Genomic DNA, 13,780 nt, shown 5'->3' with positions numbered 1-13,780 from the left:
GAGGAATAATACCTGTTTAAATTTTAAGAAATAATTGTATATAATTTAATCAAAAAACAAGGTTAAATGTTTTTTGTTTCATATTTTTACTGAAATGTTAAACAAATGAATAAAGTAGCTATTATTGGCAGTGGAATTGGAGGTTTAGCCACCTCAATTCGATTGGCTTTAAAGAATTACGATGTTTCTGTTTATGAAGCAAATTCTTATTTTGGAGGTAAGCTATCTTCATTTAAAAAAGATGGTTTTACTTTTGATGCTGGTCCATCCCTCTTTACAGCTCCAGAAAATATAGAAGCACTTTTTAGTTTGGCCAAAAAAGATATTACCAGCTATTTTACATATCGTTCTTTAGACGAAAGCTGTCGTTATTTTTTTGCAAATGGTAAAAAAATTACCGCTCAAAAAAATGGTGATGCTTTTGCTGATGAAGCAGAAAAAGTTTTTGGTGAACCATCAGTAAACATTAAGAAATATCTTGAAAACAGTAAAAAAGCTTATAAAAACATAGGAGAACTATTTTTAGATTTTCCCTTAGATTTAAGTTTGATCACAAAAAGTGAAACTTATAAAGCTTTGCTTAGTGTTAAGTTTCCATACATTTCAAAATCTTTAAATAGCTTTAACGAATCTAGCTTTAAAACGCCAGAAATGGTGCAACTTTTTAATCGTTTTGCAACCTATAATGGTAGTAATCCATATAAAGCACCAGCGATGTTAAGTATGATTTCTAGTTTGGAACAAAGTCAAGGAACTTTTTATCCAAATGGAGGAATGATAAGTATTACTAATGCTTTAGTGAAATTAGCAAAAGATGTTGGTGTTAAATTTCATAACAACAGCAAAGTTGAAAAAATTGAAACTCTAAATGAAACAGTTGCAGGAGTTGTTGTGAATGGAAAAAGACACAAAGCAGATATTATTGTAAGTAATATGGATATTTATTATACCTATAAAAAATTACTTGAAGATAATAAGTTTGCAGATAAAGTTTTAAAGCAAGAAAGAAGCAGTAGTGCTTTTATCTTTTATTGGGGTATAAATACTACTTTTTCAGAATTAGGTTTACATAATATCTTTTTTAGTGAAGATTATAAGAAAGAGTTTGAACAAATTTTTAATGATTCTATTTTACCTGATGAGCCAACCATTTATGTAAATATAACTTCTAAATACGACAAAAATCACGCTCCAGATAAAAGTGAAAATTGGTTTGTAATGGTTAATGCTCCTGCACACAATGAACATAATTGGGAAGAGCAAAAAGAAAAAGTAAAGAGGTTCATAATCAAACAGATCAATAAAGGATTAAACACTAATCTTGAAAAGCATATTGTTGCAGAAGACACGCTTTCTCCTTTAAATATTCAAGAAAAAACAGCTAGTTTTATGGGTTCTTTATATGGAACAAGTAGTAACAGTAAAATGGCTGCATTTTTTAGACAACAAAATAAAAGCAAACGCTATAAAAATTTATATTTCTGTGGAGGAAGTGTACATCCAGGAGGAGGAATTCCATTGTGTTTTAAAAGTGCAAAATTGGTAGCAGATGACATCCAGTAGTTTATTTAAACGTAAATACAAATTAGCTTTAGGAATAAGTCTATTATTTCATTTAAGTGCTATTATTGGCTTGCTTTTTACTGATTATCATGATTTTTTTATTGATAACACACCTTTGAATTTAATCATATCAATGCTATTGGTTCTTTATACGCATCAAAAAATTAATAAATCACTTTGGTTTTTTTTTAGTGCATGCATTTTTGCAGGGCTTACTTATGAAGTTATAGGTATTAATACAGGACTTCTTTTTGGAGATTATGAATACTCAAGTGTTATGGGCTACAAAATATTTGGAGTTCCTGTTTTATTAGGTGTTTTGTGGTTTACAACTATGTATTGTGTTGGTATTTTAACCTATCAAGTTTATAACTGGCTTAAAGTAAAATATAATTTTACTATTTCTAATCAATTAGAAATTCATTTATTGGCAATTATAGCTGCATTTATAGCTGTTTTCTTAGATTTATTTTTAGAGCCAGTAGCTATTAAATTAAATTTTTGGCAATGGTTTCCATATGGAGAAATTCCAATATATAATTATGTGTGTTGGTTTTTTGGTAGTTTAATTTTACAGTATTTATTCGTAATTTTGAAATTCAATAAACAGAATAAATTCGCAGTTTATTTGTTTATAATTCAGCTTATATTTTTTATAACTATTAGTTTATTTTTTAAATGATCTTTCTTTTTATCTTATCAATTACTTTAGTAACGTTCATTATAATGGAGGGAATAACTTGGGCAATGCATAAATACGTAATGCACGGATTTTTGTGGTATTTGCATGAAGATCATCACAAACCAAATGCTCACTTTTTCGAGAAAAATGATGCCTTCTTTTTAATTTTTGCAATACCAAGTTGGTTGTGTATTATGATAGGATTACAAGATAAAACATATTGGCTTGCTGGTATTGGATTTGGAATTGCACTATATGGTTTGGCTTATTTTTTAGTTCATGATGTTATAATTCATCAGCGTTTTAAGTGGTTTTCTAGAAGTAACAACACATACATAAAAGCTATAAAATGGGCGCATAAAATGCATCACAAGCATCTTGGAAAAGAGAAAAGTGAAAGTTTTGGATTATTATTTGTTGCAAAGAAATATTGGGAAAAGGTGCTTAAAGATAAGTCCATTCGTAAGCAAAAATGATAACTATATTTTAACTAGGTTTTTAGTATTTCCTTTTCTTTTTAAGAAATCAGTTTTGGGAATACAGAAAATTCTAAGAGCATTGTAATAGACAAAACAAATTTTAATTCTTTTCCTTATTCAACTTCGATTAAAGTAAATTTAAAAGATAGAGATGTTTTTAGCATATATACATTTCATTGGTTAGCTAAGTAAACGTATCTAGTGCCTAAATAAATTAATTTTTAATTTAACAAAGTCTCAATTTTATTTTCTTACTCTTAAACTTTACTTATTTTTATCAAAATTTATTTTGATGAGCCAAAGAGAGGATTTTTTTGATTACATAAACAAGGGCTATACAACTAAAGGCGATTTTATTGCACTTGGAGCTGCAATGTTGGGTGAGGAAACTATTACTGATGCAATCGTAAAGGTACCTCTTAAAACCTTAAACAGACATGGTTTAATAGCAGGTGCAACAGGTACAGGTAAAACCAAAACGTTACAAGTTTTAGCAGAAAATTTATCAGAAAAAGGTATTCCTGTTTTGCTAATGGATATTAAAGGAGACCTTTCTGGTTTGGCCAAAGAGAGTCCTGGTCATCCAAAAATAGATGAACGTCATCAAAAAATAGGTTTTCCATTCGAGGCTAAAAAGTTTCCTATTGAAGTTTTATCAATCTCAGAACAAAATGGTACTAAAATGCGTGCCACAATTTCTGAATTTGGGCCTGTTTTATTATCTAGAATTTTAGATTTAACAGAAACGCAAAGTGGAATTGTTGCCATTATTTTTAAGTATTGTGATGATCATAAATTACCTCTTTTAGATATTAAAGATTTTAAAAAGGTTTTACAATTTGTAACTCAAGAAGGTAAAGAAGCTATTCAAGCAGAATATGGTAGAATTTCTACATCTTCTACAGGTGCTATTTTGCGTAAAATTATTGAGATAGAACAACAAGGAGGAGATTTGTTTTTTGGCGAAAAATCTTTTGAAGTTGAAGACCTTACTAGAATAGATGATGATGGAAGAGGAGTTATATCTGTATTAAGATTAACAGATATACAAGATAAACCCAAGTTGTTTTCTACATTTATGCTGCAATTATTGGCAGAAGTATATGAAACTTTTCCAGAACAAGGAGATTCAGGAAGACCTGAGTTGGTTATTTTTATAGATGAAGCTCACTTGGTTTTTGAGGAGGCTTCTAAAGCTTTATTAAATCAAATAGAAAGTATTGTTAAGTTGATTCGTTCTAAAGGTATTGGCTTATACTTTGTTACCCAAAATCCAAAAGATGTTCCAGAAGATATTTTAGCGCAATTGGGTTTAAAAATTCAGCATGCACTAAGAGCTTTTACTGCTAAAGATAGAAAAGCAATTAAATTGGCTGCAGAAAATTATCCTACTTCAGATTATTATGATACCAAAGAAGTCTTAACACAATTAGGTATTGGAGAAGCATTTGTTTCGGTTTTAAATGAAAAAGGAATTCCAACACCTTTGGCTAGAACCATGCTAAGAGCGCCAATGAGTAGAATGGATATTTTAACAGATCAAGAATTGAGTCAAGTAATCAATAACTCTAGACTTATTCATAAATACAACAATAACTTAGATAGAGAAAGTGCTTACGAATTGTTGAATCAGAAAATTAAAGATATTAATGATGCTGAGCAAAAAGCCATAGAAGATGCTGAAAGACAAAAGGAAATAGAACGTTTAGCAAAACAAAAAGCAAGAGAAGAAAATTACAAAAGAAGTTCTAGAAGAAGCACAAGACAAGATCCTTTAGTTAAGGTATTAACGAGTGCTACTTTTATAAGAGCAGTTTTTGGAATTTTAAAAAAAGTAATTAAATAACAAATTAAGAATATTAACGTTAACGTTAATAAAAACTAAAAAGAATGATTAAAAGAAGTTTCTTATCCCTAGTAATAATTTCATTATGTATAACAAGTTGTACCAACAATAACAAATTTATGTTAGATAAAGGGATGGTTGGTGAAATAACCACAACTACAACTGTATCTGATTTAGATGAAATTTTTAAAAACGATTCTATAGTTAAAAATTTAAGTGAAGGTGCTTTAGGTGATAACTATTTTCAAGATGATGATACCTATTTGATTTACGAAAAAGGAGGGAAGCACTTGTTAACGATTGTACCAAAAGAACAGTTAGATAGTACATCAACCATAAAGAGCATCGAAATTCATGATTCTCGTTACAAAACTAAATCTGGTATCAATTTAAATTCTACTTTCTCTGAAATTAATGCAAATTATGCAGCAAGACCAGAAACTACCTTACAATCTGTTACTCTGTTTTTAGATGAATTAAATGCTACTATAGCTATTGATAAAGAAGAATTAGGGCTTAGAGATTTTGCTTTGAACCAAAAAGTATCTCTAGAACAAATTCCTGATTTGGCCAAAATCAAATTATTCATTATTTGGTTTCATTAAATTGATATGAGTTATTCTATTTTCAATCAGAAAAAGACGATTTTACTTCCAAATTCTGAATTTGAACGTAGAATAATCTTGCAATATTATTTAGATAATGATATTGAAATTAGTACAATAGAAAGAGAAATTTTAGAAAACACTACAGTTTCAGAACACGAATCTATTGGTATAATTGGTTGTTTATTAGGTGATCTATCAGATTTAAATGTGTTAAGATTGGCTATTGGTGCTAAGAATAGATCTAATCAAAAGTTAGCAACTACAGCTTCAGCTAAAATTAATCAAACCATTATAGATAAAGCATTTAACACCTATTTTATTGATAAAAATTTTGATGACTTAACAGAAATTGAAAGAATAGTTTCTGGTGAATTCAATTTGATATAATTTAAAAATGAAAAAATACACCATTCAAAATAGTCCTTTTGTAGTGCCAACTACAGATGGCAAATTAATTGAAGAACATTTTGGAAATGCTACCACCAAACAATCTGATATAAGTGTTGCGCATATGGTAGCACCTCCAAAATGGAAAGAGCCTTTTCAAACACCTCAATTTGATGAATATACTTATATCATTAGAGGCAAAAAACAATTTATTATAGAGGATGAGAAAATTGTTTTAAGTGCTGGAGAATCAATTAAAATAGAGAAAAATGTTCGTGTACAATATTCAAATCCTTTTGAGGAAGAATGTGAATATATTGCAATATGTACCCCAGCCTTTTCTATGGATTTGGTAAACAGAGAAGAAGCGTAAATTTTATTAATTTCGGAATGAATTAATTTTATATTCGATTTTTACATTTTATACTTTATATAATTTCTAAATTGCGATAAAAATAAGCTACTATGAGTGATGTTATAGCACCAAAAATAATTAGACAAGTATTTGTATTACTTCTAATCTTGTTTTTCGCAGTTTTAATATTTATGGAGTTAATTCCATATTTATCAGGTGTTTTAGGCGCTATTACCATCTATGTTTTATTAAGAAAATGGATGGTTTTTTTAATCAATAGAAACTGGAATCCAGATCTTGCTGCGATTTTACTCATGTTTTTATCATTTATTTGTATTCTTTTACCTGTAACAGGAATTATATTTATGTTGGGTGAAAAAATAGGTGAAGCTGTAGATAATTCAGAAGAAATTGCCAAAGTTGTTCAGAACAAAATACGAGTTATAGAAAGTGAATATGGCTATGATTTGAGTTCAAGAATTAATACAGAAGAAGTTTCTACATGGATTTCTAGTAATTTGGAAACCTTTGCTGGTAGTACTTTTAATATTTTTATAGCTATTGGACTAATGTATTTTATTCTATACTATATGTTAACAAACAGAAGTCAGTTAAAAGATTCATTATATGCATATATTCCTATTAGTAATAAGAACTTAAAAATTATTGGTACAGAATCTCAAGCCATGGTTCGTTCTAATGCATTAGGTATACCTTTGGTTGCTATTGCACAAGGGATTATTGCTTTAATTGGTTTCTTAATTTTCGGAATTCGTGATCCTTTCTTTTGGTTTATAATAGTAACTATTGGTTCTATGATACCATTTGTAGGTACTTTAATTGGTATTTTACCTGTATTTATTTTAACCATGTCTTATGGTAATAATATTGGAGCCTGGGGAATTCTAATTTATGGATTGGTTGTAGTAGGTTCTACAGATAATATAATAAGGCTATTTTTACTTAAAAAATTAGATAATGTTCATCCTTTAATCACTTTAATAGGAGTAATTGTTGGTGTACCTTTATTTGGTTTTATTGGCTTGATTTTTGGCCCTTTATTAATAAGTTTATTCTTAGTAGTAGTAAGAATATATAAGAAAGAATTTGGAGCACTAATTGATAATGAAAAGATTCTTTAAATTAAAACTTCATAGCTAGCTTAAAGTTTAATACCCTGCCAGTCATAAAGTTAGGAATTCCAAATTGCGTTTTTGTATACACATCTCTAACCCATGTATTGGTAATTGCGTTTTGTATATCGAACATATTAAACAGTTCTAAACCAGCACTTAATTCTTTAAAGTTAGATAACCAGCCAGAGCTAAACTGTTTATTGGCATCTACAAAAATGTAAGATACACCTAAATCTGCACGTCTATAATCTCTTAATCGTTGTTGAAAATTATAAGGATCTGAATAAGAAGGAGAACCACCAGGAACACCTGTGTTATAAACCAAATTTAAATAAGCCTTTAAGTCAGGTAAATTAGGTATATAATCTTGAAACAATATTCCAAATTTTACTCTTTGATCAGAAGGTCTTGCTATGTAACCTCTATCATTTATATTCTCTTCTGTTTTCAAATATCCAATACTTACCCAACTTTCACTGCCAGGAACAAATTCACCATTTAAACGCAAATCCAATCCATAAGCATAAGCTTCAGTTACATTGTCTGCTCTATATCTAATTCTAACATTATCTATAGTATATGAATTTACATCTGTTAAGTTTTTATAATAGGCTTCAGAAGTAAGTTTAAAAGGTCTATTCCAAAGATTAAAGCTGTAATCCATACCAGTAACCAAATGATATGATTTCTGTGCATCTACGTTTACATTAATATCTCCATTAAAATCTCTCAACTCTCTGTATGAAGGTGGTTGAGCATATAATCCTCCAGAAATTCTAAAAAGCATGTCTTTATCCCAATTAGGTTTAATTGCAAATTGTGCACGAGGACTAACTATTATTTTATTGTCTGATTTTGTTCCATTTCCAGTCACAGACCAAGAATGTGCTCTAATTCCTAAATTATAAAATACTTCATGATCGTTCCAAAAAGAACGCTGATTAAATTGTGCAAATCCAGTGATTCTATTAATAATAACATTGTTGTCTTTTCTAATATTTTGAAAAGGAGTTATTGCACCTTCAAAAGGTTCATAGGGTTGGTTGTTTGATGAATGAAAAGGAGGTCTAATAGAAAAACCCAAAGAATCTATAACTTCCCATTCACGAATTCTATCAATTATATCTTCTTTTTGATATTTAACACCAAAACTCCATTGCTTTGAACCTTGTTTTAAGGTTCCTTTTACTTCAACATTGGTAATTAACGCATCTAAATCATTTCTTGCATGATTTAATTGAGATCCTATTCCTTGAGAAAACTGAACATCTCCAAAATCATCTGAACCAATATTTGCATCAACTTCACCTAAATTATATTGAGCTGCAATATCAAAATGTTCTTCTTCTTGAGTGTTGTATCTAGATGCAGTTGTGGTTATTGTAAAAGAATCACTAACTTTATATTCTCCAGATAAAGCTCCAAAAAGCGTAAGATATTTGTCTTCTTCTTGTCCAGAATAAAAGACAGTTAACTCTAAAGGATTGGCCACAGTTCCAAAACGAGTTCTTCTTGTTAAAGGTTGATAATTGTAATTGTTTAAAGAAAAATTACCCAAAAAGCTAAGTTGAAATTTATCAGAAAATTCATAAGATAAATACGTTTGTACATCTGTAAATCGAGGTCTAAAGTTGGTTTCTATTTGTTTGCTGTTTACAAACAAACTGTTATCTCTATATCTTACACCTGTTATAGTACTTAATTTATTGTTTAAAAATAAACCTTCAAAGGTAGCACTTGCTCCTAAAAGACTAGCATCTATGGCTAGAGCTGTTTCTGATGGTTTTCTGTAAGTAATATCTAATACAGATGATAAACGATCTCCATATTTTGCTTGAAAACCTCCAGCAGAAAAATCGATATTTTGTACCATATTAGAGTTTATAAAACTTAAACCCTCCTGCTGACCAGATCTAATTAAGAATGGTCTATATACTTGAATTCCATTTACATATACTAAGTTTTCATCAAAATTACCACCTCTCACATTATATTGTGTACTAAGCTCATTATTGTTATTTACACCTGGTAAAGTCATTAAAACATTTTCTACACCTGCATTTGGCCCAACAATATTTTTAGCTTTATTTATATCAATTTTGGTTATTCCTGCTGCCTCTTTTCGGTTGTCTTTTACAACAACCTCATTTAGATTTTCTGTTTTTGTAAGTAGAATAGGTGAGAAGCGAATAATATTTCTATTCTTAGCAGTAATTTTTTTTGTAAATGTTACATAAGATACATGGCTAAATAAAATGGTAATCTCTTTGTCTAAAGGAATTCTTATAGAGTAGTTCCCATTTTCATCTGTTACTGTACCTGTCTTTCCAAACTTTACAGAAACTTTATCTATACCATCTTTTTGACTATTTTTAACTGTACCTTTTAATATGGTTGTTTTTTGGGCGAACAGAAAACTAGGTATTAAAAATAGAAATAAGAGAATTTGTTTCACAAATTTTAGTTTAGTTGTTTTTTAAAGAACGTTGTAGAAAGCGTATTCGTATTTCCAACATTGTCTTGAACTACAAGTTTAAAGATATGTTTGCTACCTACCAATTTTTTATCACTAAAATTATAGGTTAAAATTCGTTTTTTATGATTGTATTGCATCAAAACCCATTCACCATCAATAGTGGCTCTCCAGTTTTTAATACCTGAACCTACATCATTTATTTTTACTTTAATGGTTTTAGAATTGGTTATCCATTGTTGGTCTTTAAAGTATAATATTTTAATGCTAGGTTTTTGTTTGTCAGTAAGTAGTGCGTAATTACCTAAAGTTTTACTTGTTGTAAAAAATGTACTATCCTTTTTACGTGTAAATTGATATCTGGGATATTTTGGATAAGCCAAACTGGCAATGTATAGTTGTTGTTTTTCTGCTTCATCATACTCAGAAACATCAAATGTTAAAGTAAAATTCTTATCTAAAGGAACTGTGGCATTATGAATTTTAACCACATCATTTTCCATTTCAAAATCTAAATATAAGTTTTCGTAAAATGAATTCTTAGGGAAAGCTACAGTTACTTTTTCTAAAAGAAACTTATTAAACTTGTTTGCTTCTATATAATAAGCTGTTGTATCTGGTTTTTCATCAAAAATTGCATTGCTTGATTTACCTGCTACAGGAATTTTAACAGTGCTAGAGTTCCCTTCAAAATCTTTTGCAATAATTTCTACAATGTAATTAAAACCATCTTTTACATTTATTCTTCCATTATTAATCAATTCTTCATAAGTAGATAGTTTATTGGGTGTAAGCTTATATGTCCTTTGGTATTTACGTTTGTAGCGTTTATAGTGTTCATAATCTATATGAAGATTAATAAATTTACTTTCAGAAAAAGCGAAAGTTTCTACATCATGATAATAATAACGCTTACCATTTACTTTCATTTCTAAACTATAAATTCCATTTTTATTGGATGCTCCATTAAATCGATCAAAGACACTCACTCCAAAACCAATTAATCCACTTGCAGCGATTCTATCTGCAACATAATTGCTTTCGCTTATTTTTTTAATGGGAATTTGAAAACTCTTTCTCTGTTGATTTATTCTTGCATCAGAACTAAGAGAATAACCTTTAATAGCTTGCACAATAGGTGGAATATCATCTTTAACTTTTAATCCAAAAAATAGTGGATTTATAATGTTTTCAGTGGCAGTATTTCTAATTTCATAGTGTAAATGAGGACCACCTGAACCACCTGTATCTCCAGAAAAAGCAATTACTTCTCCTTTAGATACAGGAAATTGATCTTCTTTAAAATATAAATTACCAGTAGCGTAATTTTCCTTTTTGTACTGAATAGATTTTACGTAAGTATCTATTTCATCATTAAACTTACTTAAATGTCCATAAACAGTGGTATATCCATTTGGATGTGTAATGTATATTGCTTTACCATAACCAAATTGTTGCACCTTAATTCTAGAAACAAAGCCATCTGCAGCTGCATAAACTTTTAAACCTTCTTTTCCTTGAGTTTTAATGTCTAAACCAGCATGAAAATGATTGCTTCTTAACTCTCCAAACGATCCTCCCAAATAAGTAGGGATGTCTAATGGATTTCTAAAATAATTTTGAGGATACTCTTTCTGTGCATAACAGACACATTGCATTACTAAAAATGCAAAAATTACTATTCTTTTCAAATGACAATATTTTTACGTAAAAATAACAAAAATGATTGTGTAGGTAAAAGGTTTATTATCATTAGGTTATTAAAAAAGCGATTAAATGTTGTAATATTTAAAACAGAATGCTAACTTTGTAGAGATAGTTTATTCTAAAGTCCAAAATGAGTAACACACTAGAAGCAATTCATTTACTAGAAAAATCGTTGCAAAACCTGCTTTCTAATTATGAGTTTTTAAAGAGAGAAAACGAAATCTTGCTTCAAAACAATACTTCATTGCAAAAAGAACTTTTAGAAAAAGAGCAGGTTTTAGACATTCAAAAAAAAGAATTTGAATCTTTAAAAATTGCAAAAACTATTGAAGGCAGTAGTTCAAATACAAAAGATACAAAGCTGAAAATTAATTCATTAATCAAAGAAATTGATAAATGTATTACCCAGCTTCAAGAATAAAGTTCTTTACATTGTGAGTAAATTAAAGATTAATATTGTAATTGCTGGTAGAACATACCCTTTAAGTGTTAATAACACTAAAGAAGAAGAAGGTATGCGTAAAGCTGCAAATGCAATAAATAAACTAATTGCCATGTATGAGCAAAACTATGCTGTGAGCGATAAACAAGATGTTTTAGCCATGTCTGCTTTGCAATTTGCATCCAAATTAGAAATATTATCTTTAAATAAAAACGATACAAATAAAGAAGAAATGCAAAAATTAAATGAGCTTACCAATTTGGTAAAAACTCATTTAGAATAAGTTCATTAAAATACATTAACAACACACTGCCTACGTTAGTAATTGTTTATTAAACTCAACACTATTCTATTATGAAGGATGAGTCTTAACTACTAAAGCAAGCCACCTAGAGTGGATCCTTGAACAGTTAGTTAGTCCTATATATGTCATTTTGGAGTTTAAAAAAAACCAACTAATGTAGGCTTTTTTTATATACAAATTTTAATTATGGAAGGAATAATACTTCCCCTTATTTTGGGAGTTTTAGTAGGAGTCGCTTTAGGTTTTATAATATTTAAATCAATTGAAAAATCGAAAGGAAAAAAGATTTTAAATAGTACAAGAAAAGAAGCTAGCTCTATTTTAAAAGAAGCAAAAATTGATGCAGAATCAATTAAAAAAGATAAAATTTTACAAGCGAAAGAAAAGTTTATAGAATTAAAAGCAGAGCACGAAAAGGTAATCTTATCTAGAGAAAAGAAGATTTCTGATGTTGAAAAGAGAATTAGAGATAGAGAATCTAAAGTAGCTTCAGAGGTAGATAAGAATAAAAGACTTAATCAATCCTTAGAACAGAAAGAAAAAGACTATAATTTTAAGTTAGATTTCATAGAGAAAAAAGAAAACGAACTTGAAAAAATGCATAAAAGGCATGTAGATATGTTAGAGCAAATCTCTGGCTTATCTGCAGATGAAGCTAAAAAAGAACTAGTAAGCTCTTTAAAAGACGAGGCAAAAACAGAAGCTATGGCTTTTGTACAAACTTCTATTGAAGAAGCTAAACTTACAGCAGAACAAGAAGCAAGAAAAGTTGTTTTAGGTACAATTCAAAGAGTTGGTGTAGAGCAAGCTGTAGAAAATTGTGTATCTGTTTTTAACTTAGAATCTGATGATGTAAAAGGTAGAATTATTGGTAGAGAAGGACGTAATATTAGAGCTTTAGAATCTGCAACAGGTGTAGAAATTATTGTAGACGATACTCCAGAAGCTATTATTTTATCTTGTTTTGATCCTGTTCGTAGAGAAATAGCACGTTTATCTATGCATAAGTTGGTTACAGATGGTAGAATACATCCTGCAAGAATTGAGGAAGTTGTAAAGAAAACTGAGAAACAAATTTCTCAAGAAATTATAGAAGTAGGTAAGAGAACTGTGATTGATTTAGGTATTCACGGTTTACATCCTGAGTTAGTAAAAGCTGTTGGTAGAATGAAATATCGTTCTTCTTATGGTCAAAATTTATTACAGCACTCTAGAGAGGTTGCCAATCTTTGTGGAATTATGGCTGCAGAAATGGGCTTAAATTCTAAAGTTGCAAAACGTGCAGGTTTATTGCACGATATTGGTAAAGTACCAGATGCAGAGAGCGAATTACCACATGCTTTATTGGGTATGGAATGGGCTGAAAAGTATGGTGAAAAGCCAGATGTTTGTAATGCAATTGGAGCACACCATGATGAAATTGAAATGAAAAGTTTAATTTCTCCAATAGTTCAGGTTTGTGATGCTATTTCAGGTGCAAGACCAGGTGCAAGACGTCAAGTATTAGATTCTTACATTCAGCGTTTAAAAGATTTAGAAGCTATTGCTTTTGGTTTCACAGGTGTTCAGAAGGCGTATGCTATACAAGCTGGACGTGAGTTAAGAGTTATGGTAGAAAGTACTAAAGTAAACGATTCTAAAGCATCTGAATTATCATTTAATATTTCTCAGAAAATACAGAATGATATGACTTATCCAGGGCAAGTAAAAGTTACTGTTATTAGAGAAACTAGAGCTGTTAACGTAGCTAAATAATTTCTAATTTTATATAGATATTGAAAATCCCACAAATGTGGGA

At 29.4% G+C, this 13,780-nt stretch carries 13 protein-coding genes and 1 other RNA gene; 12 read left to right on the top strand and 2 right to left on the bottom strand.

Translation table 11 applies throughout. The features are described from left to right. Positions 1 to 105: 105 nt before the first annotated feature. The 8 genes from crtD to LPB302_RS02775 all read left to right on the top strand — a co-directional run bounded on the left by crtD (position 106) and on the right by LPB302_RS02775 (position 7,062). On the top strand, positions 106 to 1,563 hold the full coding sequence (gene crtD, locus LPB302_RS02810) for a 1-hydroxycarotenoid 3,4-desaturase CrtD (protein WP_053974822.1): 1,458 nt from the start codon (positions 106 to 108) through the stop codon (positions 1,561 to 1,563). Next, a complete protein-coding gene (locus LPB302_RS02805) occupies positions 1,550 to 2,245 on the top strand; it encodes a carotenoid biosynthesis protein (RefSeq protein WP_053974821.1) in 696 nt (231 codons plus the stop codon). Before crtD ends, LPB302_RS02805 begins: the two co-directional genes overlap by 14 nt. A gap of 44 nt (positions 2,246 to 2,289) precedes the next feature. Then, positions 2,290 to 2,721 carry a sterol desaturase family protein gene (locus LPB302_RS02800; RefSeq protein WP_231658735.1) on the top strand — a complete coding sequence of 144 codons (432 nt, stop codon included), beginning with the start codon at positions 2,290 to 2,292 and terminating at the stop codon, positions 2,719 to 2,721. Positions 2,722 to 3,016: 295 nt separating this feature from the next. Next, on the top strand, positions 3,017 to 4,570 hold the full coding sequence (locus LPB302_RS02795) for a helicase HerA-like domain-containing protein (RefSeq protein ID WP_053974819.1): 1,554 nt from the start codon (positions 3,017 to 3,019) through the stop codon (positions 4,568 to 4,570). 119 nt (positions 4,571 to 4,689) lie between these two features. Next, the gene (locus LPB302_RS02790) at positions 4,690 to 5,175 is read left to right on the top strand and encodes a hypothetical protein (protein WP_231658734.1); all 486 of its coding nucleotides are present in this window, start codon (positions 4,690 to 4,692) and stop codon (positions 5,173 to 5,175) included. A 6-nt stretch (positions 5,176 to 5,181) separates the two neighbouring features. Continuing rightward, entirely contained in the window at positions 5,182 to 5,565 is a 384-nt protein-coding gene (locus tag LPB302_RS02785; protein WP_053974817.1) for a hypothetical protein, read from the top strand. 7 nt (positions 5,566 to 5,572) lie between these two features. Next, the gene (locus LPB302_RS02780) at positions 5,573 to 5,938 is read left to right on the top strand and encodes a cupin domain-containing protein (RefSeq protein ID WP_053974816.1); all 366 of its coding nucleotides are present in this window, start codon (positions 5,573 to 5,575) and stop codon (positions 5,936 to 5,938) included. A gap of 92 nt (positions 5,939 to 6,030) precedes the next feature. Further along, positions 6,031 to 7,062, top strand: a complete 1,032-nt coding sequence (locus tag LPB302_RS02775) for an AI-2E family transporter (RefSeq protein WP_053974815.1) — start codon at positions 6,031 to 6,033, stop codon at positions 7,060 to 7,062. Position 7,063: 1 nt separating this feature from the next. Here LPB302_RS02775 and LPB302_RS02770 read toward each other — a convergent pair whose 3' ends face one another. Together LPB302_RS02770 and LPB302_RS02765 are read right to left on the bottom strand one after the other, a co-directional pair. Then, positions 7,064 to 9,511 carry a TonB-dependent receptor gene (locus tag LPB302_RS02770; protein WP_053974814.1) on the bottom strand — a complete coding sequence of 816 codons (2,448 nt, stop codon included), beginning with the start codon at positions 9,509 to 9,511 and terminating at the stop codon, positions 7,064 to 7,066. A 5-nt stretch (positions 9,512 to 9,516) separates the two neighbouring features. After that, on the bottom strand, positions 9,517 to 11,220 hold the full coding sequence (locus LPB302_RS02765; protein ID WP_176966496.1) for a M23 family metallopeptidase: 1,704 nt from the start codon (positions 11,218 to 11,220) through the stop codon (positions 9,517 to 9,519). Between the two features lie 146 nt (positions 11,221 to 11,366). Between LPB302_RS02765 and LPB302_RS02760 the strand changes: the two genes are divergently transcribed. The 4 genes from LPB302_RS02760 to rny all read left to right on the top strand — a co-directional run bounded on the left by LPB302_RS02760 (position 11,367) and on the right by rny (position 13,737). Beyond that, entirely contained in the window at positions 11,367 to 11,657 is a 291-nt protein-coding gene (locus LPB302_RS02760; RefSeq protein WP_053974813.1) for a hypothetical protein, read from the top strand. 13 nt (positions 11,658 to 11,670) lie between these two features. Beyond that, positions 11,671 to 11,961: a cell division protein ZapA gene (locus LPB302_RS02755; protein ID WP_053974812.1), complete on the top strand. Its 291-nt coding sequence runs from the start codon at positions 11,671 to 11,673 to the stop codon at positions 11,959 to 11,961. A 53-nt stretch (positions 11,962 to 12,014) separates the two neighbouring features. Further along, a non-coding RNA gene (ssrS, locus tag LPB302_RS02750) (6S RNA) lies at positions 12,015 to 12,121 on the top strand. 47 nt (positions 12,122 to 12,168) lie between these two features. Then, positions 12,169 to 13,737, top strand: a complete 1,569-nt coding sequence (gene rny / locus LPB302_RS02745) for a ribonuclease Y (RefSeq protein ID WP_053974811.1) — start codon at positions 12,169 to 12,171, stop codon at positions 13,735 to 13,737. Positions 13,738 to 13,780 lie beyond the last annotated feature (43 nt).

The sequence above is a fragment of the Polaribacter dokdonensis genome, assembly GCF_024362345.1.
GTDB lineage: Bacteria > Bacteroidota > Bacteroidia > Flavobacteriales > Flavobacteriaceae > Polaribacter > Polaribacter dokdonensis.
This window is presented reverse-complemented; position numbering and strand designations above follow the sequence as displayed.